The sequence below is a fragment of the Kordia aestuariivivens genome, from assembly GCF_014397005.1.
GTDB lineage: Bacteria > Bacteroidota > Bacteroidia > Flavobacteriales > Flavobacteriaceae > Kordia > Kordia aestuariivivens.
This window is the reverse complement of record NZ_JACGWS010000001.1, coordinates 329,569-355,276: the sequence shown is the minus strand read 5'-3', so window position 1 is coordinate 355,276 and position 25,708 is coordinate 329,569. Positions and strand designations below refer to the sequence as shown.

General features: G+C 34.6%; 25 protein-coding genes and 1 tRNA gene. 5 read left to right on the top strand and 21 right to left on the bottom strand.

All coding sequences use genetic code 11. From position 1 onward, the window contains the following. Positions 1–26 precede the first annotated feature (26 nt). Both H2O64_RS01590 and H2O64_RS01585 read right to left on the bottom strand, forming a co-directional pair. Positions 27–599 (bottom strand): fasciclin domain-containing protein, encoded by a 573-nt coding sequence (locus tag H2O64_RS01590; RefSeq protein ID WP_187560380.1) that lies wholly within the window; start codon positions 597–599, stop codon positions 27–29. A 7-nt stretch (positions 600–606) separates the two neighbouring features. After that, entirely contained in the window at positions 607–1,095 is a 489-nt protein-coding gene (locus tag H2O64_RS01585; protein WP_187560379.1) for a c-type cytochrome, read from the bottom strand. Between the two features lie 139 nt (positions 1,096–1,234). Between H2O64_RS01585 and H2O64_RS01580 the strand changes: the two genes are divergently transcribed. Continuing rightward, positions 1,235–1,669 carry an RrF2 family transcriptional regulator gene (locus tag H2O64_RS01580; protein ID WP_187560378.1) on the top strand — a complete coding sequence of 145 codons (435 nt, stop codon included), beginning with the start codon at positions 1,235–1,237 and terminating at the stop codon, positions 1,667–1,669. A gap of 146 nt (positions 1,670–1,815) precedes the next feature. Beyond that, complete coding sequence (locus H2O64_RS01575; protein ID WP_187560377.1) at positions 1,816–2,292, top strand: tetratricopeptide repeat protein; 477 nt, start codon at positions 1,816–1,818, stop codon at positions 2,290–2,292. 380 nt (positions 2,293–2,672) lie between these two features. Here the strand turns inward: H2O64_RS01575 and H2O64_RS01570 are convergent, their stop codons facing one another. The 3 genes from H2O64_RS01570 to H2O64_RS01560 form a co-directional block, all read right to left on the bottom strand. Further along, on the bottom strand, positions 2,673–5,666 hold the full coding sequence (locus tag H2O64_RS01570) for a TOTE conflict system archaeo-eukaryotic primase domain-containing protein (protein WP_187560376.1): 2,994 nt from the start codon (positions 5,664–5,666) through the stop codon (positions 2,673–2,675). Positions 5,667–5,736: 70 nt separating this feature from the next. Continuing rightward, a complete protein-coding gene (locus H2O64_RS01565) occupies positions 5,737–6,042 on the bottom strand; it encodes a hypothetical protein (protein ID WP_187560375.1) in 306 nt (101 codons plus the stop codon). 7 nt (positions 6,043–6,049) lie between these two features. Further along, on the bottom strand, positions 6,050–6,295 hold the full coding sequence (locus H2O64_RS01560) for a hypothetical protein (RefSeq protein ID WP_114904660.1): 246 nt from the start codon (positions 6,293–6,295) through the stop codon (positions 6,050–6,052). A gap of 303 nt (positions 6,296–6,598) precedes the next feature. On the opposite strand from H2O64_RS01560, the gene H2O64_RS01555 reads away from it, so the two are divergent. After that, complete coding sequence (locus H2O64_RS01555) at positions 6,599–7,075, top strand: DUF6155 family protein (protein ID WP_187560374.1); 477 nt, start codon at positions 6,599–6,601, stop codon at positions 7,073–7,075. A gap of 152 nt (positions 7,076–7,227) precedes the next feature. Here H2O64_RS01555 and H2O64_RS01550 read toward each other — a convergent pair. The 15 genes from H2O64_RS01550 to H2O64_RS01480 form a co-directional block, all read right to left on the bottom strand. After that, a tRNA-Arg gene (locus H2O64_RS01550) sits at positions 7,228–7,301 on the bottom strand. 49 nt (positions 7,302–7,350) lie between these two features. Beyond that, positions 7,351–7,803 (bottom strand): GatB/YqeY domain-containing protein, encoded by a 453-nt coding sequence (locus H2O64_RS01545; protein WP_187560373.1) that lies wholly within the window; start codon positions 7,801–7,803, stop codon positions 7,351–7,353. Positions 7,804–7,904: 101 nt separating this feature from the next. Next, positions 7,905–9,845, bottom strand: a complete 1,941-nt coding sequence (ftsZ, locus tag H2O64_RS01540; RefSeq protein ID WP_187560372.1) for a cell division protein FtsZ — start codon at positions 9,843–9,845, stop codon at positions 7,905–7,907. Positions 9,846–9,863: 18 nt separating this feature from the next. Further along, complete coding sequence (gene ftsA / locus H2O64_RS01535; RefSeq protein ID WP_187560371.1) at positions 9,864–11,213, bottom strand: cell division protein FtsA; 1,350 nt, start codon at positions 11,211–11,213, stop codon at positions 9,864–9,866. Between the two features lie 3 nt (positions 11,214–11,216). Continuing rightward, positions 11,217–11,936, bottom strand: coding sequence for a cell division protein FtsQ/DivIB (locus tag H2O64_RS01530; RefSeq protein WP_187560370.1), 720 nt, complete (start codon positions 11,934–11,936; stop codon positions 11,217–11,219). After that, positions 11,926–13,278 (bottom strand): UDP-N-acetylmuramate--L-alanine ligase, encoded by a 1,353-nt coding sequence (gene murC / locus H2O64_RS01525; protein ID WP_187560369.1) that lies wholly within the window; start codon positions 13,276–13,278, stop codon positions 11,926–11,928. Before murC ends, H2O64_RS01530 begins: the two co-directional genes overlap by 11 nt. A 17-nt stretch (positions 13,279–13,295) precedes the next feature. After that, the gene (murG, locus tag H2O64_RS01520; protein WP_187560368.1) at positions 13,296–14,390 is read right to left on the bottom strand and encodes an undecaprenyldiphospho-muramoylpentapeptide beta-N-acetylglucosaminyltransferase; all 1,095 of its coding nucleotides are present in this window, start codon (positions 14,388–14,390) and stop codon (positions 13,296–13,298) included. A gap of 103 nt (positions 14,391–14,493) precedes the next feature. Continuing rightward, the gene (locus tag H2O64_RS01515; protein ID WP_187560367.1) at positions 14,494–15,693 is read right to left on the bottom strand and encodes an FtsW/RodA/SpoVE family cell cycle protein; all 1,200 of its coding nucleotides are present in this window, start codon (positions 15,691–15,693) and stop codon (positions 14,494–14,496) included. Between the two features lie 80 nt (positions 15,694–15,773). After that, a complete protein-coding gene (gene murD / locus H2O64_RS01510) occupies positions 15,774–17,114 on the bottom strand; it encodes a UDP-N-acetylmuramoyl-L-alanine--D-glutamate ligase (protein WP_187560366.1) in 1,341 nt (446 codons plus the stop codon). Positions 17,115–17,251: 137 nt separating this feature from the next. Next, entirely contained in the window at positions 17,252–18,487 is a 1,236-nt protein-coding gene (mraY, locus tag H2O64_RS01505) for a phospho-N-acetylmuramoyl-pentapeptide-transferase (RefSeq protein WP_187560365.1), read from the bottom strand. Positions 18,488–18,520: 33 nt separating this feature from the next. Next, positions 18,521–19,984: a UDP-N-acetylmuramoyl-L-alanyl-D-glutamate--2,6-diaminopimelate ligase gene (locus tag H2O64_RS01500; RefSeq protein ID WP_187560364.1), complete on the bottom strand. Its 1,464-nt coding sequence runs from the start codon at positions 19,982–19,984 to the stop codon at positions 18,521–18,523. Then, positions 19,981–21,987, bottom strand: coding sequence for a penicillin-binding protein (locus H2O64_RS01495; RefSeq protein WP_187560363.1), 2,007 nt, complete (start codon positions 21,985–21,987; stop codon positions 19,981–19,983). Before H2O64_RS01495 ends, H2O64_RS01500 begins: the two co-directional genes overlap by 4 nt. Positions 21,988–21,993: 6 nt before the next feature. Continuing rightward, positions 21,994–22,311 carry an FtsL-like putative cell division protein gene (locus H2O64_RS01490; protein ID WP_187560362.1) on the bottom strand — a complete coding sequence of 106 codons (318 nt, stop codon included), beginning with the start codon at positions 22,309–22,311 and terminating at the stop codon, positions 21,994–21,996. Positions 22,312–22,313: 2 nt separating this feature from the next. Beyond that, on the bottom strand, positions 22,314–23,210 hold the full coding sequence (gene rsmH / locus H2O64_RS01485; protein WP_187560702.1) for a 16S rRNA (cytosine(1402)-N(4))-methyltransferase RsmH: 897 nt from the start codon (positions 23,208–23,210) through the stop codon (positions 22,314–22,316). Beyond that, a complete protein-coding gene (locus H2O64_RS01480) occupies positions 23,197–23,670 on the bottom strand; it encodes a division/cell wall cluster transcriptional repressor MraZ (protein WP_187560361.1) in 474 nt (157 codons plus the stop codon). The genes rsmH and H2O64_RS01480 overlap by 14 nt, the downstream gene beginning before the upstream one ends. A gap of 284 nt (positions 23,671–23,954) precedes the next feature. On the opposite strand from H2O64_RS01480, the gene H2O64_RS01475 reads away from it, so the two are divergent. Continuing rightward, the gene (locus H2O64_RS01475) at positions 23,955–24,719 is read left to right on the top strand and encodes an alpha/beta fold hydrolase (RefSeq protein ID WP_187560360.1); all 765 of its coding nucleotides are present in this window, start codon (positions 23,955–23,957) and stop codon (positions 24,717–24,719) included. 11 nt (positions 24,720–24,730) lie between these two features. After that, the gene (gene yihA / locus H2O64_RS01470; RefSeq protein WP_187560359.1) at positions 24,731–25,339 is read left to right on the top strand and encodes a ribosome biogenesis GTP-binding protein YihA/YsxC; all 609 of its coding nucleotides are present in this window, start codon (positions 24,731–24,733) and stop codon (positions 25,337–25,339) included. Here yihA and H2O64_RS01465 read toward each other — a convergent pair. Then, entirely contained in the window at positions 25,314–25,685 is a 372-nt protein-coding gene (locus tag H2O64_RS01465; protein ID WP_187560358.1) for a GTPase, read from the bottom strand. The two genes, yihA and H2O64_RS01465, sit on opposite strands and share 26 nt — an antisense overlap. Positions 25,686–25,708: the final 23 nt, after the last annotated feature.

Here is a 25,708-nt window from a genome sequence, read left to right as displayed (position 1 = left end):
TGTTCTAAAGTTTAGTTATTATTCGTTTATTCAGGTAAAATCACTTTGTCTACTACATGCACAATACCATTACCCGCTTTTACACTTGCTAGTATTTTTGCACCGCCAACGTATACATCGTCTCCTTTTACTTCTACTTTTACGCTTGTATCATCTGCTTGACCTAGTTTTTTAAAATTCTTTAAAAAGTTTTTATCGTAGTTTCCCGCAGTTACGTGATGCTTTAAAATAGTAGCTAATTTTTGCTTGTTTTCAGGTTTTAGTAATTCTTCCACGGTTCCTTCAGGTAAGGCTGCAAAAGCTTCATTTGTAGGTGCAAATACCATTAAAGGACCTGCATTTACCAATACATTTTCTAAACTTGCCGCTTGCACTGCAGCTACAAGTGTGGTATGATCTGGTGATTTTATAGCAATTTGCAATACATTGGGCGTAGAACTATCATCTGCTATAAAGGCTTGCCCTTTTTGACTATCGGAAACAGCTTTTTGGGAAGTTTGAATAGAAGTATTTTCTTGTTTCCCTTCGTTTTTACAACTGTAAAGAACAACAAGAAATACGGCTACAGTAATTACTTTTAATACATGGATGGTTTTCATAAGGTTATTATTTAAGTGTTCTGAAGTATTCTAGAATATCACGTGCTTGCGCTTCTGTCATATTTTGGTTTGCCATTGCAGCACCATTAAACTCAATCAATAAATCTTTTGCACATTGATCTTCTTCGGTCATTAATTTTGGATCTAGAATCATATTCATAATCCATTCGGGACTTCTACGTTTTAGTATCCCAGTTGGGTTAGGTCCTATAAAACGTTTGTCTATTTTGTGACATGCTGCACAGTTTGTTTTAAAGAGTGCTGCGCCTCTTTCTACCATTGCATTGTCGATAGTAGCATCTAGCGTGAGCGATTTAATTTTCCCAACACCTTTATTATCCAGCGTTATTCTTTTGGATGCGGGCGTTTCATTTTTAGTCTCAACTTTAGAGTTTTTGCCTATTTGAATTTCCCCTTTTTTCTTCTCTTCTTTTCCTCCACAGCTTACTAATATTCCTAATAGTAAGAGGAAAGTTAACTTGATTATTCTAGTCATTATATAAAGGTATTATTTGTTAATACTCATTTTAACATTTCAAATTTAGGTAAGAAAAAAAAGAGAAAAAATGACTTTTATCATATAAAGGACGTTTTTATCTTTTATATATTTGCAGTATTAATTTTATACATAAACTATGTTTTCTAAAGCGTGTGAATATGGCATAAGGGCTCTTATTTTTATAGCCATGAAATCGAGTAAAGACGAAAGAGTTGGCAACACAGCTATTGCCATCGCAATAGATTCCCCTAGTGCTTTTACAGCAAAGATTTTACAAAAATTAGTGAAAGCAAAAATTATAAAATCTGTAAAAGGTCCATACGGAGGATTTGAGATTTCCGAAGAAGGTTTGCATCAAACAAAACTCACAGCTATTGTAAAAGCTATCGATGGAGACGCTGTCTATAACAGATGTGGATTGGGTTTGTCTGAATGTAGTGCATTGAAACCTTGCCCGCTTCACGATAAGTTTAAAGCAGTGAGAGCAGATCTTAAAACGATATTAGACGCTACTACTTTGAAAGAATTAGCATCTCAACTCGAAGATGGTACGGCATTTTTAAAGTTATGATAGAAGTCGTTATAGTTTTAGTTAAACACTAAGTTTTACACATAAAAAAAACCAGCGAAGTTAACTTTGCTGGTTTGATTTAATTTATATAAACTGTCAATCTATTTAGAACGACTCACTCTGTTTTCAGTAGTTTTTATTCTTTAATGCAGCGTATTGCTACACCAAGTGTTATAGAGTTTTCAAAGTATGAAATTGTTGATTCATTAAATAATTGCGCCCATTTTCTTTTTGTAGAAGAATTAATCGGTCCAGCTTCTACATCTATTGTTCCCCATGAGCATATAATTTCTGCTGCAGTTGCGGTTCCTTCTGTGGATAAGAACAATTATCACAATAATATAGGCCTTACATATGTCAAGCAAGGAAAAATGAAATTAGCGTATTCATCCTTTAGTAAGCACGAAAAGTTATTTCCGGATGATTGGAGAACGTATAGGAATAGGAGTCTTTATTATTCAATAATTCAAGATATAGATAAAGCCTTAGATTATTTTAAAAAAGCAGTAGAAAAGGGCTTTATTGATTTTGAATGGTATAAAAAACAAGATTCATTTATGAATTTAACTAATAATCCTAGATTTCAAGAAATACTCTCGATGATGAAATCAAAGGCAACATAAGGACAAATCAATAATAGAATTTTTCAAGTCATTTTAAAAATCTTTATTACCATATTTGAAATATACCGACAGATAAACTAAAAATAAATAAATTTGACTTAAAACTAATATATAATCTAAATGGAATTAAGAGTGAAAAATAAAATTCTTAGATTATTGAATATTAACAAGCTATAAAATAATATCCGCTCGTGTATAAAAACAAAAAACATGTAATCTTTTAAATTACATGTTTTTACAATTTTTGTGAGCCCGAACCTTCAAAGTTCGAACTTTTTGGTGGAGGATTTGAGAGAGATTGGGGTGTTTGTGAAAGAGCATTTCTCACTGTTTAATGTTTCTCAACTTTGATTTAGGCTAGAATTGATTTTATTCAAATTTTAAATCAACCGTTCTTCCAAAGCATTTTTCCATTTATAGAATCCTTTTTTGTCTTCACTATAATCATGAATAACTTTACTGAAATTATCATTTTTAGTTTCCAAAAAAGATTGACGGCCATTATTACGAATCCAATTCAGTTTTTTATTTATTGATTCTAATTGCTTCTTAAAATGAAAGTTATTTTTGGGAAGATGCCAAACATAAGTCGCTTCTTTAGTATCTAAGGTTTCCAAAACTATATGATATTTGTGTTCACCTTCTAATAAAAAAACAAATGAAAATGGATGTAGTACAAATCTGATTTTTAGTTTTTTGTATTGATGATATCTTGACAAATAAAATAACTGTTTATGATGAACAAATTTACTGTTTATTAAAAGGCTTTTTAAGAGATTCTCTTCTGAACCAAATAAAGAGTCAATTGATTTAGAAGTTTTTTCTACTATATCATCACTTTTATACTTTTTGCTCTTAATAAATTGTTGTTCAACAAATTGAAATTTTATACTATCTATAATTTCTTTATTTATACGATTAATATCTTCTGAAGTAGCTATTTGAGAAACAATCAATCCATTTTCTAATCCAATTTGAATGTGTACTGTAATAGATTTAGAGCTTAGAATTTTGGAAAAATATGGTTTTAATACTACAAATTCAGGCTGCATCTCTTCATTTTCGATTTCTAATTGTAGTAATGTTTCATTTGATAATTTATACGAAAAACAAACCATACCATAGTGAAAGTCTAGATCATTAATAGCAACTTTAATGAACTTATCAATATCATTGTTTAGATTCATTTTTGACTCTAAACTTTCTTTAAAGTCATCAAATAGTGTAGCTTGTCGATCAAGATTTCGATAATAGCTATTCCGTTTTAAAAATAGTTTGTTTAGATACGGAATATGTTTGTCTCGATAATCATAAATTACAGGTGTTAATTCAGACCGTTGGACTCTTCCAATATATTGAATTAACTTGCCTTTAAATGCAAAAGGATAGACTAAAAATAGACAAGATATACTTTGAATATCAACTCCTTCACCGAAAAATTGACCTGTGGTTATGATAGCTTGAAAGTCACCTTTTTCAATACTGTTCCATTTTAAAGTTCTTAAAGCAGAGCTATCTTCTCCTGAGATAGGAATAGTTTCATATTGACTTTTTAGATATTGATAAAGTACTAGGACATGCTCTTTTCGTTCTGTGATAAGTACCACCTTTCTACCATTATTTAACTCATGTCGAACATCATTTAATATGAGTTTGTTTCTTTCAGAATCATGGATGAGTATTTTTGAAAGTGTTTCAAATCGATCTGTTTTAGAATTAAAAGGAATATTCAAATGCGTATCTCGAATTACAATTCTAGCCTTTTTATAATTATCAATATCTTGAGGTTTTATCTCTGAAATGATATTACCTAAATACACAAAAAGTAGTTTTTCATCATTGTTTTTACGAAAAGGAGTGGCTGTCAATCCGTATTGGTAATATGGTGAAAGTTTGTGAACAACTTCACGAAAAGATTTCGCAGGAATATGATGACATTCGTCTATAATGATTGTTCCAAAAGCAGATGTTAATAGATTATCTTCATCAGTCAGTTTTTTTCCTAAAGTCTGAATTAATGCAACAGTAATGTGTTTTCCGATTTTTATTTTTCCTTGACCAATTTTCCCGATCTCTCTTTTTGGAATACCAAAAAAAGTTTCAATTCTACTGATCCATTGTTCTGCTATCTGTTTCCGATGTGTAATAATTAATGCTGGTTGCTTCTTGTGTTCTATAATTTTTAAGCCAATAATTGTTTTTCCAGAACCAGGTGGGGCTACAATAATTCCAAAATCTTTTTTTAATGCTATTTCTAATGGAGCATGTTGATGTTTCAATAATTGAATTGAAGATAAGAATTCAACATTTTTTAGACGTTTTCTTTGATCTATAAATTCATATTCAACACCTTGTTGTTTACAAAAACGAATCAAATTTCCTATAAATCCTCTTGGAATTTCTATAGCATTTTCAGTTTCATCAATAAGCTTAAAATAACGATCCGTCTTCCAAGTACTTCTTCCTGTTTTCTTTTTTATTGCATAATCAGCATTGAAAGAATTTAGGTTTTCTTTGAGGAAATTGATTACTGCGGGAGCTAAACCATTTCGATTAATGACAATACTATTCTTTAGTGCGAATTCTAATTTTCCAAAATTTGTAACACTAACATTAAAATCACTTTTATTGTCTTTTTTTTTAAATGTCTTTTTAAAAATTGAATCCAGAGAAACAGTAGAAATTTTTTTAATGGTTTTCAAAAATCCCCATTGATCTTCATAAGGTGTAAATGTATTAATACTTATAAAACAAGAGTTTCCATTTTGTAAAGCCTGTCCTTGAAAGGGAAGTGCTATAAGATTTCCTAACCCTTTACCTGATAAATAATCTTGATTTGGAAATAATCGATCAAAACTTGTATTTCTATCAAATACAGAGAAAATTCCTGCTTGTTCAAAAAGTTTCAATATGATTTTTCTACTTTTAATAGCAGCATAAGGTTCTTCAAAAAATATCCACACATGCCCACCATTTCCCGAACGAGAACGTTCTAAATACGCTGGAATATTATTTTTGTTGCAGACTTCAATAGCTTTTCTAGATTGTTCTTGCCAACCACCTTTATCAAAATCAGCAACAATAAACCATGAAGTATTATTTTTCAAAAGTGGATATATTCCAATATATTTTTCTCCCTTTAGATGTTTAGAGAGATTCAAATTATCTAATCTCACATAGGTTTTATCTTTGTAGTCTTTAAAAGTTCCGCCTCTTTGCTTGTGAAGACGATACATATAAGGATCATAAGAATACGCTGGAGTATAACCACTTTTATTGCCTTTCTCCCATCGTAATGCAAATACATCTTCACGCCCTTTAAATAAAGAACGAAAGAGATTTAGCAAATCTGTATTTCCATCATTACTTTCCAATATGTTTATTGTATATGACTAAATATATGGAATTAGTTTGTATGGAAAAAGATAAATTAAAATCCTGAAATTAAATATTTAAAAATTCTTTTAACTCTTTCGGATTATCTTTATTATTCCAAAATAGCAGTAGTTCTATGGTTTGAGTATCTTCAAAAACATCAAAATACAATGTTGTTTGTTTGGAGATTACAAATGAGCGTAAATTTGTTTTCTGTGATACTTTACCTTCAATTATTCCTGACTCCAATTTTTTAACAAAATCATCAACTAAATTCATAAAGTCCATAATTTCATTAACTGACCATTTTTTATTGATTTTGTCTAATTCTTTTGCGTATGATAATTCAGCAGTTGGTGTCCATATAACATTCATAAGCGTATTAAGCTATATCATATTTCTTTCGAAAATCATCCATTACTTCTTTATGTGAGCGTGTCTTACCTTGACGAGCTTGATCTCTACTTTCCATAAGAATTTCTTGAATTTCTTTAGGGAGTTCGTCATAGAAATCAGTAGTCTCTTGTTCAGAATACGTTTTATGCAATGCACTTACCATTCGTAAAAACCGTTCATCTGACGAGTTAATAATTTCAATTATTTTATTTCTTAATTCAATTGCTCCCATGATACATGAATTGATATACTGTCAAATATAAACAAATTATGGCATATTTAATAAAGATAAAATACATTCAAAAATTCTCATATTGAATGTACTATATATTTTTTAAGATAGAATTCAAATATTGAATTACTCATTTAAGTGGAATTGTTTAAAACGAAATACCAATTATTTGAATAATTCATTATTAATATCGCTTTCCTCATGAAAATTTTAACGAATTTTATATTTTGTTGATATTTGATAATTTAATTATTGAAATAAAAAATACAATAAACGAGCGATATTAAAAACTTATTTACTTACATGAGATTAAGAGATTTAAAAAAAGAACTTCATAAAATGGACAAATCTGAAATGATTAAACTCATATCAGAAATGTACTCAAAGATTCCGTCTGCCAAAGAATTTCTAGATGTTTTTTCTGGAATGAAAATAGAAACTCTTATTGAAAAATATAAAAAGGAAATTGAGCGGTATGTTTTTCCAAGTGGAAGAGAAATGATCTTACGAGAAACAGAGGCTAGGAAAATAATACGAACTGTGCGCAAAATGAAAATCACGGAACTAAACGTTGAACTGGAATTGTATTATGTAGAATGTTGCTTAGAGATAATTCAAGATTTCGGGTATTCTGACGAGAATTATTACATATCTATTGAAAAAATGTTTGATAGTGCTATAAAAGGAATATCAGAAATTGGAGAAGAAGAAAAATATCAATCTAGAATTAATAATATATATAGTGTAGCTAGCGAATATGGAATGGAATTTTATTACTAGGAAAGTCAGCGGCTGACAGTCATCATTTTGGTCATTCATAAAGTTCTAACCTTTAAACTATTTAAAAATCAAAAACTTACATAAAAACCATTCTCTCGGGTATAAAAACAAAAACCTGTAATCTTTTAAATTACAGGTTTTTACAATTTCTGTGACCTCGAAGGGATTCGAACCCCCAACCCTCAGAGCCGAAATCTGATATTCTATCCAGTTGAACTACGAGGCCGTGCATTCCCACGAAAGTGAGAATCTTATGTTATTTTATTGAAATTATATTAATTCGCTAATTTAGCTTTTATAATGGTAGAAATGGTTTTTCCATCTGCCTGACCTGCTAATTCTTTAGAAACAATTCCCATCACTTTTCCCATGTCTTTCATTCCCGAAGCGCCAACAGCGTCAATAGTCATTACGACCACTTTTTCGATTTCTTCTTCACTTAAAGCCTCTGGTAAAAATTGACTAATCACCTCTGCCTGATCAATCTCAGGAAGTGCTAAATCTTTTCTGTCTTGTTCCAAATAAATTGCCGCGCTGTCTTTACGCTGCTTTACTAATTTTTGCAATAATTTGATTTCTTCTTCTTCTGTCAACTCTTCTTTAGCACCACTTTTGGTTTGCGCTAAGAGTATTTCAGATTTCACTGCACGTAATGCCGCTAAAGCTACTTGATCTTTAGCTTTCATTGCCGTTTTTAGCGCTGTCATTATATCTTGTTGTAATCCCATGATTTCTTTGTTTTAAAATGTTTTAGAGGTAAAAAATTAAACCCGGAAATAGAACAGCAATTCCCGGGTCTAAAAAACATATATAATAGTACTAAATCTAATTAGTCAACGTTATCATGCAAAAAAGAATTATTGCTTCTTAATTGCATATCATCATTACTATCCGTACCCAAACTGGTGCGGGAAGCATTGTCTGCCGTATTGGTTTCATCAAGTTCTATACCAGCTCTTTTGTACGCTGGTTGCTTCTCAATTTCTTCAATACGATTGACATTATTATTGAATTTATAATTAAATTCTTTTAATTTTCTTCTGCGTTCGTCCACTCTACTTTTTAAGCTTTCCTCAATAGTAGCATTGAATGGATTTCCTTCATCAACAGCATCCTCTTTCTTATCAGAATCTTCGATTGTTTTCTTCTCAAAAACTATACCATCTTCAGCCGCTTTTGGGATATTTTTTTCTTTTGCCGAATCTTCGTCCATATAGTCATCCAAACTGTAACGCGTGACACCTTTGTCATGCACTTCTGTCACAGGAATTACTTCTACATGATCTGTCACTTCCATAGCATTTACATCTTCAGAAGTCAATTCAAATTTAATGATATTCTCTTCTTTCACTGGAGTTTCTTCAGCAACCGGATTTGCCAATGGCATATCAAATGTAAAAGCGATCTGATTTTCTTCTTCTTCAGCTTCTTTTGTTGCTGCAGTCACAAATTCTGGATCGTTTACTTCAATCGCTCTGATTTCATCTGTCATTGAGGTAATAATGAAATCGTCTTCAGCAATTGGCGCTGCTACTTCTTCATATATTACAGACATATTTTTAATCAATTCCGTTGTTGGAATTAAATTTAATGTCGCAGTATCATCTACTAATGTGTGACGAATTACTTCCGCTTTTTTTGGCGTTACATCTTCCACAGGTTGTTGTAAAATGTTTGGCGTAACCACCGCAGTTGTCTTCGGCGTTAAATCTTGAACAGCACGCTGCTCATCTTCCAAAGTATGAATGATTTTTTTTGATTCCGTATTCACGATTTCATCCTGCTGATCAGTATCAAAACCAGTAGCAATAATCGTTACCGAAACTGCATCTTCCAACGTTTCATCTTCTCCAACACCCATAATGATGTTTGCAACACCACCAGCTTCGGTCTGAATATGATCGTTGATTTCTCCGATTTCATCAATCGTGATTTCTTCTGAACCAGAAACGATAAGCAACAATACGTTTTTAGCTCCAGCTATTTTATTATCATTTAATAATGGAGAATCTAACGCTTTCATGATTGCTTCGCTTGCTCGGTTTGCACCAGAAGCATTTGCCGATCCCATAATTGCCGTTCCACTATTTGATAATACCGTTTTCGCATCGCGCAAGTCAATATTTTGCGTATAGTGATGCGTAATTACTTCTGCAATTCCTCTGGAAGCCGTAGAAAGTACTTCATCTGCTTTGGAGAATCCTGCTTTGAAACCTAAGTTTCCGTAAACTTCTCTTAGTTTGTCGTTATTGATTACAATGAGCGAATCTACATGCGAACGTAGTTTTTCCACTCCAATGCGTGCTTGCGTATTACGCATTTTCCCTTCAAAATTGAAAGGAATCGTAACAATACCAACCGTTAATATGTCTTTATCCTTGGCAAGTTTTGCAATCACCGGAGCTGCTCCTGTTCCTGTTCCACCGCCCATTCCAGCCGTGATAAATACCATTTTTGTATTGGTATCTAGCATCGTGCTAATTTCTTCAATACTTTCCAATGCTGCTTTTTCTCCAACTTCCGGATTCGCGCCTGCGCCCAATCCTTCCGTCAGTGAAACTCCTAATTGAATTTTATTAGGCACTGTACTGTTTTGTAAAGCTTGTGAATCTGTATTACAGATGACAAAATCTACTCCTTTTATTCCTTGCTGGAACATGTGGTTGATAGCGTTACTTCCGCCACCGCCTACACCGATCACTTTAATTACATTTGATTGGTTTTTTGGTAAATCAAATGAAATGTTTCCGAATTCTGTGTTGCTACTCATAATTCTTTAACTGTTTTTTTATTCTGCGTTATCTAAAAAATCTTTCAACTTATCGGCCCATTTTTCAAAGATCGATTTTCGTTCTTTTTTGGGTTCCGATTGTATTGGAGCATTGGTATGTTCTGCGTCGTCTTCGAGTGACGTTTCTGCGTCTGAAATTGTTTCTGTAGGTTGTTCCACAACTTCTTCTTCAACGACAACTTTTGATTGGTTTTCTACTGCATTCATTACAAGTCCGACAGCTGTTGCATATAATGGACTCGCCATTTCTGCATCTGAATCGCCTGCCAAATGTTCGTTTGGATAACCGATTCGTGTGTCCATTCCTGTAATGTATTCTACTAATTGTTTCAAGTGATTCAACTGACTTCCGCCACCTGTCAACACAATTCCTGCAATTAGTTTTTTCTTTTGTTCTTCATGTCCGTAGTTCTTAATTTCTAAGTACGCTTGTTCTATGATTTCCACCACACGAGCATGAATGATTTTTGAGAGATTTTTTAATGTAATCTCTTTTGGTTCTCTTCCACGTAATCCAGGAATCGAGACAATTTCGTTGTCTTTATTTTCTCCTGGCCAAGCAGATCCAAATTTTATTTTGAGTAATTCTGCTTGTTTTTCTATAATAGAGCAACCTTCTTTAATATCTTCTGTGATGACATTTCCACCAAATGGAATTACTGCCGTATGGCGAATGATTCCGTCTTTAAAAATTGCCAAATCTGTCGTTCCACCTCCAATATCAATTAAAGCAACTCCTGCTTCTTTTTCTTCTTGACTTAATACTGCATTCGCAGATGCTAAAGGTTCCAAGGTAATTCCGGCTAAGTCTAACCCTGAACTTTTTACACATCTTCCAATGTTTCTAATCGATGATACTTGTCCAACTACGACATGAAAATTTGCTTCCAGTCGTCCGCCGTACATTCCTATGGGTTCTTTTATTTCGGCTTGTCCGTCCACTTTATATTCTTGTGGAAGCACGTGAATAATTTCTTCGCCAGGAAGCATCACTAATTTGTATACTTGATTGATGAGTAAGTCAATATCTTCTTCATCTATTACTTCATCTGCATTGCTACGCGTTATATAATCGCTATGCTGTAAACTACGAATGTGCTGTCCAGCAATTCCAACTACTACTTCTGTTATTTTATTGTCAGCATCACTTTCTGCTTCTTGTACTGCTTGTTGTATGGATTGAATTGTTTGTGTAATATTATTTACCACACCACGATGCACACCCAAACTCTTGGATTTTCCAACTCCAAGAATTTCGAGCTTCCCGTATTCATTTTTTCGCCCAACCATTGCCACGATTTTCGTGGTTCCTATATCTAATCCTACTGCGATATTATTGTTTTCCATGACTTATTTTTTGGTGCAAACTACTTGATTGGTAAATTTTAAATCAACTTTCGCATAATCATTCAACGTTTTGTCTTTTACAGCTTTCTTATAAAACGCTTTCAAATTACTCACCTTCTTTTCAATATTTTCAATGTTACCAAATAGTACTATAAAATCATTCGTTCTTAATTTTAGATTGAATGTTTTATTTTCGTTTTGTACGATGGTGATAACGTTCTTTTTTAGAAAATCATCTTCAGCGATATATTTTGACAATACATATATACTTTCTAACGCTTTTTTATCCACTTTTCCTTCTACAAAAGGAACACGAGCAGCAGAAACTTTAGATAAAGGCATCGCCTTTCCTTCAGAATCTACATAATAAGAGTCTTTAGTTGCAATCCGAGCAATTGGTGTTCGCTGCTTAATTTTTGCACCAAGAGTCCCATTTACAGACAGATACACTTCTGCATCTTGAATCATTTCGTTCGCGCGTAAACGCTCCTCTAGAACATCCAAATCTAACTGATCTTTTCGTATGTTCGTAACACTATCATTATTTTGTATTAACAATTTATTAACCATCGTGCGCGTGATGAAATATTGTGCTCCATCGTGGTATTTCACATCCGGATTTCCAATCACACGCGTGGCGTTTCTGTTCGCCGAAAAAGCATACAGAAAGATCAAAACTGACGCGATTATTATTCCTTTTATGAGATTCCAATTAATTTTCAACGGTAAATAAATTTTTAATTTTTAATACTTCTGCTCCAATATCGCCCGCACCAACAGTGAGTAAAACATCTGTGTTGATGGTGCTGATATGATTGATTAAATTTTCTTTTGTTAGTAACTGTTTTTGATCGTTTTTTATTTTGCTTAATAACCAACTTGATGTAATTCCTTCGATTGGTTTTTCCCTTGCGGGATAAATCTCTAAGAGAATAATTTCATCAAATTTTGCCAAACTTTCTGCAAATTCATCTGCAAAATCTTTTGTTCTACTAAATAGATGCGGCTGAAATATTGCCGTAACTTTTTTATCCGGATACATTTCACGAACTGCTTGATACAACGCATTTATCTCTGTTGGATGATGCGCATAATCATCAATAAACACAAAATCTTCGTTTCGTATTTGATATGAAAATCTTCGTTTCACACCTTTAAATGTTCCCAAAGCTTTGGCGAGGCGGTCGGTTGGGGTTCCTATTTTGTCCGCCATCGCGAAAGCTACTAGACCGTTTAACAAGTTGTGTCGTCCTGGCAAATGAAATTGAATGGCTATTACAATTGCGGTAGGCGTGACTATGTCAAACACATAAGATCCATCTTGAATCTTGATGTTTTTTATGTGATAATCAGATGTTTCTTTGAATCCGTAAGTGATTCCATCTAACTCAATATCTTCTTGTATAAATAGTGTTCCGTTTGGCTTAATGCGCTTTGTAAATTCTAGAAACGAATCGTGCAATGCTTCTTTTTTACCATAGATATCTAAATGATCCGCATCGGTTGATGTAATGCAAGCAATATCTGGCGAAAGCTGTAAAAACGAACGATCAAATTCATCGGCTTCTACAACGGTAATTTCGTTTCCTTTTAGGATTAAATTTGAATTGTAATTTTCAGCTATTCCGCCTAAAAAAGCCGTCACATCAACTTCTGACTCCGCTAATAAATGTCCCAAAATACTTGAAGTGGTGGTTTTTCCGTGCGTTCCTGCAACTGCCAAACAATACGTGTCTTTCGTAATTAAACCTAAAACTTCAGCTCTTTTGTAAATATTAAAATCATTTTCTTTGAAATACGTCAATTCCGAATGTGAGCTTGGAATTGCTGGCGTATAGATAATAATGGTATTTTCTTTGTTGAGATATGCTTCAGGAATCTCCGCTACATTGTCATTCGTTGAAACCTGAATTCCAAGTGCTACTAAAGCATCAGTGATTTCAGTTTTCGTTTTGTCATAACCTGCTACATTTTTTTGGTTGAATTTGAAATAGCGCGCCAACGCAGACATGCCGATTCCGCCAATGCCTACAAAATAAACGTTATGTATACTATTCAAATTCATTACTCAATAATTGAGATTTATTTCTTTAATAATTTTTCTACTTCATCAACAATTCTCGCTGTTGCATCTGGTAATGCTAGTTTTTTGATTTCCTTTCCGAAATCAGCTTGCATTTCTTCTGATGTTACCAATTCCGAAAAACGGGCTTCAAAATGTTCCTCGAGTTCGTTTTCACGAATCAATATTCCTGCGCCTTTTTCTGTGATTGACAACGCATTTTTGGTTTGATGATCTTCTGCAACATTTGGTGACGGAATGAAGATGACAGGTTTCCCTACAATACATAATTCCGAAACCGAACTTGCGCCAGCGCGTGAGATGATAACATCTGCCACAGCATACGCCAAGTCCATTTTGTTTACAAATTGATGCACTTGCACATGCGCCAATTCGTTGTGTTTTTTATATTCTTCGTAATAGAACTTTCCACATTGCCAAACGAGTTGTACGTTTTGTTCTTTGAAGAAATCAAGTTCTTTTTCAATGAGTTGATTGATTCTTCTCGCGCCTAAACTTCCACCAATGATTAAGATCGTTTTTACACCTTCTTGCAATTGAAAGAACGCTTTTGCTTCTGCTCTTTTACTTTTTATTTCTAATAAATCTTGTCGCACAGGGTTTCCTGTTTTTACAATTTTCCCTTTCGGGAAGAACCGTTCCATGTTGTCATACGCGACACATATTTTTTGAACTTGCTTACTTAAGAGTTTGTTCGTAATTCCTGCATACGAATTTTGCTCTTGAATCAACGCAGGTACTTTTCTACCAGAAGCTACTTTTAGTAAGGGTCCGCTGGCAAATCCGCCAGTTCCGATCACCACATCTGGCTTAAATTTTTTGACAATTTTTCGCGATTTCCACAAACTACTGATCAGTTTGAACGGAAACATCATGTTTTTTAATGTTAAACTTCGCTGAAACCCTGAAATCCACAAACCTTCAATTTTATAACCTGCTTGCGGCACTTTTTCCATCTCCATTCGATCTTGCGCGCCTACAAATAGAAACTCCGATTCGGGATAACGTTTTTTTAATTCGTTCGCAATCGCAATCGCAGGATAGATATGTCCTCCTGTTCCGCCACCAGATAGTATGATTTTGTACGCTTTCATTTTTTGCTTCTAGCTTCTAGCTTCTTGCCTCTGTTAATTTGTTTGTTCATCATGCTGAACTTGATTCAGCATCTCTCTATTTTCTATTTTCTAAAATCGTATATCACAATGCTTCACTCAAAACCGCTAACGGATTTTCTTCTTTTTCTTGTTGTTCTACAATTTCTTCTCGTTTCGCGCTTACGCTCAATACAATTCCTATTGCCAAACACGTCATCCATATAGAGGTTCCTCCACTACTGATAAGTGGCAAGGTTTGTCCTGTTACTGGAAATAATTCTACCGCAACCGCCATATTTATTAATGCCTGAAATATGATCGGCAATCCAACGCCAACAGCAAGTAGTTTACCAAATATGGTATCTGCCTTGTGGGCGACAATAACTAGTCGAAATAGCAATAAGAGGTATAGAAAGAGTAATGACAATGCACCTACCAAACCATATTCTTCTACTATAATTGCATAGATAAAATCTGATGAACTTTGCGGTAATAAGTTTTTCATCACGCTTTTTCCTGCGCCAACACCTACTATTCCACCACTAGCAATCGCAATTTTTGCACGTTCCGATTGATAGTTTGCTTCTTTGTTGCTTTTATCATCATTCCAATAGTTCGTAACACGGTTTTCCCATGTTTGTATTTTGACTTGAATTGGTCCCGGAATGGCTCTTCCTATGGCAATGAATAAGATTAATCCTACTATTCCTGAGCCAATGATCATGAGTAAATATTTCCACGGATAACCTCCTAAGAAACATAACATTAATACCATTGAAAAGATGATTGCTGTGGTAGAAAAGTTAGCCGGTAATATTAATCCAACTACTAAAAACACAGGAACCCACAAGGGTAAAATGGTTTCTTTGAAGGTGACTACTTTGTCTTTGATTCGCGATAGATATCGTGCTACATAAATCATTAAAACTACATTTGCCAATGTTGATGTCTGGAATCGAATTCCAACAAAAGGAATTCGCATCCAACGACTTGCATTTGCACCTCCGATAGTCGTTCCTTGCGCTAGCGTGTAGACTAAAAACAGTAATACAATTGGCAACATAATGAGCGATAAGCCTTTGAAATAGTGATACGGCATTTTGTGTACACCGTAAATAATAGCAAATCCGAGGAATAAGTGTGAAGCGTGTTTTATAAGAAATTTTAATGTACTTCCATCTCCGTACATATACGCCAAGTTGCTACTTGCGCTGTATACTGGCAAAAACGAGAACAGCGCTAGTAAGGCAACAACTGCCCAAAGTGCTCTATCTCCTTTTATGTTTTTAAAGATGGTGTTCATTGTTTACTATTCACTTTTTGTTATTCGTTATTTGTTTTTTCGCCATGCTGAACTTGATTCAGCATCTTATTTATTTACTCTTATAGGTTTTTTACTGCTGCTTTGAATTGCTTTCCACGCTCTTCATAGTTTTCAAATAAATCAAAACTTGCACATGCTGGCGACAATAATACGTTATCTCCTTTATCGGCAATTTTGTGTGACATTTTTACCGCCTCATCCATAGAAGTAGTTTCTACCATTAAATCCACAACTCTTCCAAAAGATTCAATGATTTTTGAGTTGTCAACTCCTAAACATATAATTGCTTTTACTTTTTCGTGTACTAGCGGCAATAAGTCTGTGTAGTCATTTCCTTTGTCAACACCTCCAACAATCCAAACCGTTTGTGTTGTCATGCTTTCTAATGCATAATACGTTGCGTTGATGTTTGTTGCTTTGGAATCGTTGATGTATTGTACATTTTGGATTTTTAATACTTTTTCCAAACGATGTTCTACACCTTGAAATCCAGACATACTTTCGCGTATGGTTTGTTTTCGGATGTTTAGTAATTGTGCAACTGCTGATGCAGCCATGGCATTTTTTGTATTGTGTTGTCCTTCTAGTGCTAGCGAATCCGTTGGCATAGTAATTGTCGTATTTTGTATCGTTAGTATTATGTTTTTATCTTCTATGTATGCGCCATTTTCAAGTTTTTTTGTTAATGAAAATGGTATTAATTTTGATTGAACAGGATGCTTTTTTAACCTGTCTGCAATGACTTCATCATCTGCATCATAGATGAGATAGTCTTCTTTTGTTTGATTCATCGCAACTCGAAATTTGGATGCGATATAGTTTTCAAACTTGTAATCATACCGATCTAAATGATCTGGTGTAATGTTTGTAATAATGGCAATATGCGGTTTGAAATCTACAATTCCATCTAATTGAAAACTGCTTAATTCCAACACATAGACATCATAATTTTGTTCCGCAACTTGCTTCGCAAAACTGTCGCCCATATTTCCTGCAACACCCACATTGAGCTCACCTTGCTTTAACACATGATGCGTTAACATTGTGGTGGTTGTTTTTCCGTTACTTCCTGTAATTCCCACAATCGTTGCATCAGTATATTGCACTGCGAATTCAATTTCAGAAATCACTGAAATTCTTTTTTCGATTAATGCTTTTACAAGCGGAATCGTTTCTGGAATCCCTGGGCTTTTCATCACAACATCCGCATTGAATATTTTAGCTTCTGTGTGTTGTTTTTCTTCCCATTCAATTTCAAGCTGATTCAGAACGTTTTTGTAATGCTGTTTGATTGCTCCTTTGTCTGAAACAAATACTTCATAGCCTTTTTGCTTCCCTAAGATTGCCGTTCCGACACCACTTTCTCCGCCTCCTAATATGACTAATCGTTGTTTTTGCACTACTTTATTTTTATGCTTTTAGCTACTGGCTTTTGGCTGTTAGCTTTTTTGTTTATTCTGTTGTTTGTTCTTTGTTTTACATCTCGACTGCGCTCGATGTGGCATTTCTAAAAGTCTAATTATCTAACAAATCCAACTTATCTCAACTTCAACGTTACAATCGTTAGAATTGCTAATAGAATTCCAACAATCCAAAATCGGGTTACAATTTTACTTTCATGATATCCTAATTTTTGATAGTGATGATGCAATGGTGACATTAGAAATATTCTTTTTCCTTCTCCAAATTTCTTTCGTGTGTATTTAAAGTAACTTACTTGCATAATCACCGATAGATTTTCTGCTACGAAAATTCCACAAAGAATTGGGATTAACCATTCTTTACGAATCGCAATTGCAATAACAGCAATGATTCCTCCAATTGTGAGACTTCCTGTATCGCCCATAAATACTTGTGCCGGATAGGTATTATACCAAAGAAATCCAATTAATGCTCCGACAAATGCAGCAATGTATATCGTGATTTCTCCCGCTCTTGGAATGTACATGACATTGAGATATTCGGAAAAGATTAAGTTCCCAGAAATCCACGCAAATATTCCTAAGGTCAAAACGATTATGACCGAAGTTCCTGCGGCGAGTCCGTCAATTCCATCGGTGAGATTTGCTCCATTTGAAACGCCTGTTACAATAACTATCGTAATAAGAATAAAAATCACCCATGCGTATTTTTCTAGATTAGGATTAATCCATGTAATTAAATCTGCATAATCGAACTCATTGTCTTTTACAAAAGGAATCGTGGTTTTCGTTGAACGTTTTTCTTCGCCAAATTTCTTTGTTGGCGCATCATTACTAGCGACCAATTCTTGTTGTTGAGTTACAGGTAATTCCTCACGAATAGTCACATCTTGATGAAAAAACAACGTTGCACCCACAATAATTCCTAATCCTACTTGCCCTAATACTTTGAATTTTCCTTTGAGTCCATCTTTGTCATTTTTAAACTTTTTGATGTAATCATCGATAAACCCAATAATTCCCATCCAAATTGTGGTGACTAAGAGTAGTATGATGTATATATTTTCGAGCTTCGCAAATAATAATACCGGAACTAATGTTGCCAAAATGATGATAACTCCACCCATTGTTGGCGTTCCTGCTTTTTCTTTTTGTCCATCCAATCCTAAATCGCGAACCGTTTCTCCAATTTGTTTTGTACGCAAGTAACTGATGATTCTTTTTCCATAAATCGTAGAGATTAACAACGAAAGAATTACAGCCATCGCAGCTCTAAAACTCAGGTATCCAAATAAGGATGCACCTGGAAACTGGTATTGCTTTTCGAGATATTCAAATAAGTAGTATAACATATTTTCTTTTGTTGTTATGCTTGTTTAAACTTGTTATTCGTTGAGATTGTCTAGTATTTCTTTGGCAATTTTGTAATCATCAAAATCGGTTCTTTTACCTTTTACTTCTTGATAGGTTTCATGCCCTTTTCCCGCAATGAGAATGATGTCATTTTCACTAGCAAGTTGACACGCCGTTTTTATAGCTTGCTTTCGATCCGTGATCGAGAGTGTTTTTTTATAATTCTGTGGTTCTACACCTTTTTCAATCGCTTCAATAATAGTATCAGGATCTTCACTTCGTGGATTGTCTGATGTAAAGATTGCTTTTGTACTGAGCGTTGACGCGATGTTCCCCATTTTTGGGCGTTTTGTTACATCTCTATCGCCGCCACAACCAACAACCGTAATAAGTTGTTCGTTTCCTGTTCGGATACTGTTGATGGTTTCCAGTACATTCTTTAAAGCATCTGGCGTATGCGCATAATCAACAATTGCTGTGATTTTATTTTTTGTGATGAAATATTCAAAGCGACCACTTACACTTTCGAGTTCACTGATCAATCGTAATATTTCTAGCTCTTCTAAGCCTAATAATTCCGCTGTAGCGTAAATTGACAATAGATTGTACGCATTGAAACTTCCAATTAACTTCGTCCAAACTTCATTGTCGTTGATTTTTAATAGTAAACCTGCCAATCTGTTTTCCAAGATTTGCGCTCGATAATCTGCATACGTTTTTAGTGCGTACGTATATTTTTTGGCTTTGGTGTTTTGCAACATGATCAAGCCATTTTTATCGTCCATATTTACCAATGCAAATGCTTCTTTTGGCAATTCATCAAAAAACTGCTTTTTTACATCTCTGTATTCAGCAAACGTATCATGATAGTCTAAATGATCGTGCGATAAGTTTGTAAAGATTCCACCTTGAAACGTGAGTCCTTCAGTTCTTTTTTGATGAATTCCGTGTGACGAAACTTCCATGAAACAATATTCTACACCTTCATGATTCATTTCTTGCAAATACCTGTTAATCGTTAAGGAATCTGGTGTGGTATGTGTTGCATTATATTCAGTTTCATCTACCAAAACTTTTACCGTAGATAGTAAACCAACCTTATACCCTGCTTTTTTAAAGAGTTGATATAATAAGGTTGCAACCGTTGTTTTTCCGTTGGTTCCTGTAACTCCGATCAGTTTCAAGTTTTCTGAAGGATTTTCGTAATAGTTTGATGCCATGATTGCCAACGCACTATTTCCATTCGCAACTTGTATGTATGTAATTCCGTTAACGATATTTTCTGGAATTTCTTCACAAATCACAGCTATTGCACCTGCTTTTATCGCCTTGCTGATGTAACTATGTCCATCTACTTCATATCCTTTGATTGCGATAAAGACATCATTTAGTTGCACTTTTCGAGAATCAAATACGAGTTCGCGTACGGAAATTGCCGTATCGCCCGTAACTGCTTCGAGTGGAACCTTGTATAATATGTCTTTTAATATCTTCACGATAAGTCTAGTACAATCTTTTTTTGTGATCCTATTTTTTTTCCTGCTTCTAGCGATTGCTTGGTTACTTTTCCGCTTCCGCTGATTTCAACATCCAATCCTAAATTTTCGAGTAACGGAATGGCATCCATTGCTGGCATTCCAATTACATCTGGGACGATGGTTTTATATTTTATCGATTTCTCACGATATTTCTCATAATCCGTTGAAACCGTTCCCGACACACTATGAATACTTTCTACTTCATCAAAAATTGGTGTGTCAGTATATATTTTGTGTGCAATTTTCTTAAATACTGGTCCCGAAACATCCGCTCCGTAATACCCAATAGTTCTGTCTGGCTCATGAATGACAACAATACACGAGTATTTTGGATTTTCCACTGGGAAAAAGCCTGAAAATGTTGAGATGTATTCTTTGTTTTCTTTTATGATGTAATTCTTCTGACACGTTCCTGTTTTTCCTGCCATCGAGAAATCTGGAGAATACAAACTGTTTCCAGTTCCGTGTTTTTTCTCCACTACATTTTGCATCATCTTTTTTACTTTCTCCACTGTTTCTTTGGAACAGATTGACGGAATGATGACTTCTTTTTCAAATACTTTTTCGCTTGCATACCAGTTTTCACGCACTGCTTTTACAAATCGTGGACGCACCATTTCACCATCATTCGCAATGGCGTTGTAAAAAGTAAGCGTTTGTAATGGCGTTAAGGAAACTCCGTATCCGAAAGCCATCCATGGTAATGAAATTCCACTCCAACCTTTGTCATTCGGATGTGGAATAATTGGAACTCCTTCTCCAGTAATTGGCAAGTCTAGTTTTTTATTTAAACCCATATTATAGAGTCGATCCACAAATTTTTCAGGATTTTTACCGTAGAAATCTTGAATTATTTTTACGATTCCTGTGTTTGATGATACTTCAAAAGCTTCCGAAGCTGAAATTTTTCCGTAACCTCTATTGTTTGAATCTCGTACCGTTTTCCCGTAATAAGTGAGTTTTCCATCTCCAGTGTCCACAACATAACTGCTATCGATTACTTTGTCTTCCAACGCTGCAACTATTGCCATCAACTTGAAGGTTGAACCTGGCTCGTGCGATTCGCCAACTGCATAGTTTAAGCGTTCGTAATATTTTCCTTTTTTGTTTCTTCCTAAGTTTGAAATGGCTTTGATTTCTCCTGTTGCCACTTCCATCACCACCACACAACCGTGATCGGCTTTGTACTTTTCTAATTGTTCCAACAACGCATGATGCGCAATGTCTTGAATGTTTACGTTTACCGTAGATATGATATCAAAACCATCTTGCGGCTCTAATTCGTTATCGCCCGAAACAGGTTTCCATTGTCCTTTCGCAATTTTTTGCTCAAGTCGTCTTCCTGCTTTTCCACGCAAGTATTCGCCAAAAGCACCTTCGAGTCCAACGCGTGTGTAATATCCTTTATCATCTTTACGTTCGTAACCAACCGTGCGTTCTGCAATTCTACCAATTGGATGTTCGCGAACCGTTTTTACTTTGTCAATAAATCCGCCTTTGTTCGCTCCTAATTTGAATATTGGAAATTTTTTGATTCGAATGTATTCTGAGTAACTAAGCTTACGTGCAATTCGCAAGTATTGATTTTTGTTCTTACGAGCCGTTTTTAACATTTTTTCGTAATGACCAGAAGACTTTCCAAACATTGTGGCTAGTGAGTCAGATAATGATTTTACATTTTTATCTGTAAACACATTCGATTTTACCGTTTTTGTATCGAAGTAGATATCGTATTTAGGCACTGAAGTTGCCAATAAACTTCCATCATCGGCGTATACATTTCCGCGACTTGGAGCAATGGTAGCATTTCTGAATGTTTGCTCTAGCGCCATTTCTTTGTATTTGTCACCTTCTACAAATTGAATGTTAGCCAATTGCACAACAATCGCTATCGCGAAAAGAAACATAGCTCCTGCGATAAAATATAAACGATTTAATATGTTCTTGTCGGTTACTGGCATTAGTGTTTATTGTTGTGACTTTACTCTAATTTTTTTTGGTGGATTTTCAGAAGGTTTGATTCCTCTTTCAGCTACTTTTTCCGTGATATACGACTCTAATTTTAGTTGTTGCAAGCTCGTTCGCGCGTCTACAAATTCACTTTTTAGTTCTTTTACTTGATCGTTTAGTTTTGCTATTTTGTGAACTTTTTCGTCTGCCCAATGTGAACTTGCAATCATAATCAACGCTAGAAACGAAGCAAATACAATGAAACGCCAGTTTTTGATGGCGTCGTCATTAATAAGGAACTTCCCTTTTAGTATGTCATATATGTTTTGCTTCATAGTTACAAACGTTCTGCTATTCTTAGTTTTGCGCTACGCGCTCTGTTGTTTGTTTTTATTTCTTCTTTCGACGGAACAATTAAGCCGCCAACTTTTTTGAATGGCACTTCAAACCTTCCATAGAAATCTTTTTCTGGTTCGCCTTCAAATAATCCGTTTCGGATGAATCGTTTTACCAATCGGTCTTCTAACGAGTGATAACTGATTAAACTAATTCTTCCGCCTGTGTCTAACAATTCAGTAGTCTCTAATAGAAATTCTTTTAAAACTTCTATTTCTTGATTGACTTCAATTCGAATCGCTTGATAGATTTGTGCCAATATTTTATGTTCTTTATAATTTGGCAAAAAGCGCTTCAATGCAACTCGCAACTCTTCTGTTGTTTTGATTGGCTGTTCTTCTCGCACTTCTACAATCTGAGCTGCAATGGCTTTTGCCCCTCGAACTTCTCCATACTGAGATAGAATTGATACTAACTCTTTTTCCGAGTATTCGTTGACAACGTTATACGCCGAAATGTCTCCTTCTTGATCCATTCGCATATCCAAATCCGCTTCAAACCGTAATGAAAAACCGCGTTCTGCCACATCAAATTGATGAGATGAAACACCAAAATCTCCTAAGATTCCGTCCACTTTTTTGATTCCATAAAAACGTAAGAACTTTTTTATATGTCTAAAATTCTGACTGATCAACTTAAATCGCGGATCGTCAATTGCATTGTCTAGCGCATCTTGATCTTGATCAAAGGCAAATAGTTTTCCGTTTTCGCCTAAGCGACTCAAAATTTCTTTTGAGTGTCCGCCACCGCCAAAAGTTACATCTACATACACTCCATCTTCCTTGATATTGAGTCCATCAACCGTTTCTTTGAGCAATACTGGATTATGATATTCCATTTCCGTCTCCATTGCCATTTCCCATTACTTTTTCAGCTAAATCGCCAATATCTACCGTAGCATCATCCGTTGCAGCTTCATATTTTTCCTTGTCCCAGATTTCAATGATATTGATTGCTGACGACAGTACTATTTCTTTTTTTATTCCTGCAAAAACCACTAAGTCTTTCGGAATCAATAATCGTCCTGCAGAATCAATTTCTACGATTCGAACACCTTTGTTAAATCTTCGAATGAAATCGACATTTTCTCTGTCAAAACGACTAAGTTTGTTAAGTGTTTGTGTGACCGTGTTCCATTCACTCATTGGATGCAATTCTAAACACGAACCAAATAAACCTTGTTTTATGATGAAACCATCTTGCAACACTGGAGACAACTGCTTTTTTACAGCAGACGGCACAAGCATTCGCCCTTTCGCGTCTACTTTGCATTCGTATGTTCCAATTAAATTTATCACGTGAGAATATGGTTTACCTATAATAAGATTCAAATATATTGAAAATATTACCACATTTTACCACTTTCTACCACTTTGTTGATAAGTTTTTCACTTTTCGACCTTAAAAACCTATAAATACACTGAAAAACAGAAGTTTGATGCGTGCTAATTCCAAATCAGAATGAAGCATTTTTGCGATATTTATGGTGTGTTTTGATAATTTTTGAGACATTTAAAAAAAAGCATTTTAATAATTTCGAAATGCCTATATTTGTCTCTTGTAAAAAAACTGATAGGCATTAATGAAAGAAAGCTTTAAAAAGGAAGGTAAATTCAATTATCTCGAATTGGGAGAAGGGACACCTATCGTTATTCTGCATGGCTTAATGGGCGGTTTGAGTAATTTCGAAGCCGTTTCCGAAAATTTCTCAGCACAAGGATATAAGATTTTAATCCCTGAGTTGCCTATTTACACGATGCCACTTCTAAAGACAAACGTGAAGAATTTCGCGAAATATGTCCGAGATTTTATACTCCACAAAAAACTTGATAAAGTTATTTTATTAGGAAATTCTTTAGGTGGACATATTGGGCTTTTACATACTAAGTTATATCCTGAATTGGTGAAAGGTTTAGTGATTACGGGAAGTTCTGGTTTGTATGAAAATGCTATGGGTGATGGATATCCTAAACGTGGTGATTACGAGTTTATTAAGAAGAAAAGTGAAGATGTTTTTTACGATCCTGCAGTGGCTACTAAGGAGATTGTCGACGAAGTTTTCGCTACTGTTAATAATCGTAGTAAACTGGTAAAAACACTGTCGATTGCAAAAAGTGCAATTCGTCATAATATGGGAAAAGATTTACCTAAAATGAACATTCCTGTGGGAATTATTTGGGGAAAGAACGATACCGTAACACCTCCAAATGTTGCTGAAGAGTTTCATGATTTATTACCCGATTCAGATTTGTACTGGATTGATAAGTGCGGACACGCGCCAATGATGGAACATCCAAAAGAATTCAATAATCATCTACAAGATTGGTTGACAAAACGTAATTTTTAATCAAATCTATTATGAAAATAAAGTCTGCCGAATTCGTCATGAGCAATTCGGATGTTGCGAAATGTCCAAAAAACCCAATTCCTGAATACGCTTTTATTGGTCGCTCTAATGTTGGGAAGTCTTCATTGATTAATATGTTGACACAACGTAAAAGCTTAGCTAAGACTTCTGGAAGACCTGGAAAAACACAGTTAATTAATCATTTTAAGATTAATGACGAATGGTTTTTAGTCGATTTACCAGGATACGGTTACGCAAAAACGTCTAAGACTACCAAGCGTGTTTTTCAAAAGTTTATTACCGAATATTTCAGCAAGCGCACACAATTAGTTTGTGGTTTTGTGTTGGTTGATATTAGACACGAACCGCAAAAAGTAGATTTGGAATTTATGCAATGGCTTGGCGAAAATCAGATTCCTTTTTGTATTATTTTCACCAAAGCTGATAAATTGCGTCCTTCACAAATAGACAAACATGTGGAAGCGTATCGTGAAAAATTACTGGAAGATGTTTGGGAAGAAATGCCGCAACACTTTATTACTTCTTCATCAAAAGCAATTGGTCGTGATGAAGTGATTAAATTTATCGGACAGATTAATAAAGATTTGAAAAACTCTTAGTTTTCGATTGTATCAACTGAATTAACTCCTGCGTAGTTTCTATTTTTTCTATTTCCCTTTTCGGGATCCATTCCGTTAATTTTTGATGTTCTTCCAAAAAAACTACAGGATATTTTGTGTCTATCGTTGCATATTTTGCTTCAAATTCATCACTGTGTAAAAATTCTAGTGGAAGCGAAAAATTCTTTCTAAATTCTTTCCATTGTTCATTTTCTGAAAATGCATTGTGCGTAACAGAACACAATTTACATTGATAAGTTTTGGGGCTGATGAGTTTGTGAGCCACATCGAGCAAGCCATTTATTTTTCCTGATTTCGCGTTGTAAACGAAGATGATTTTTTTCATTAGTTTTTTTTATTATTAATGTG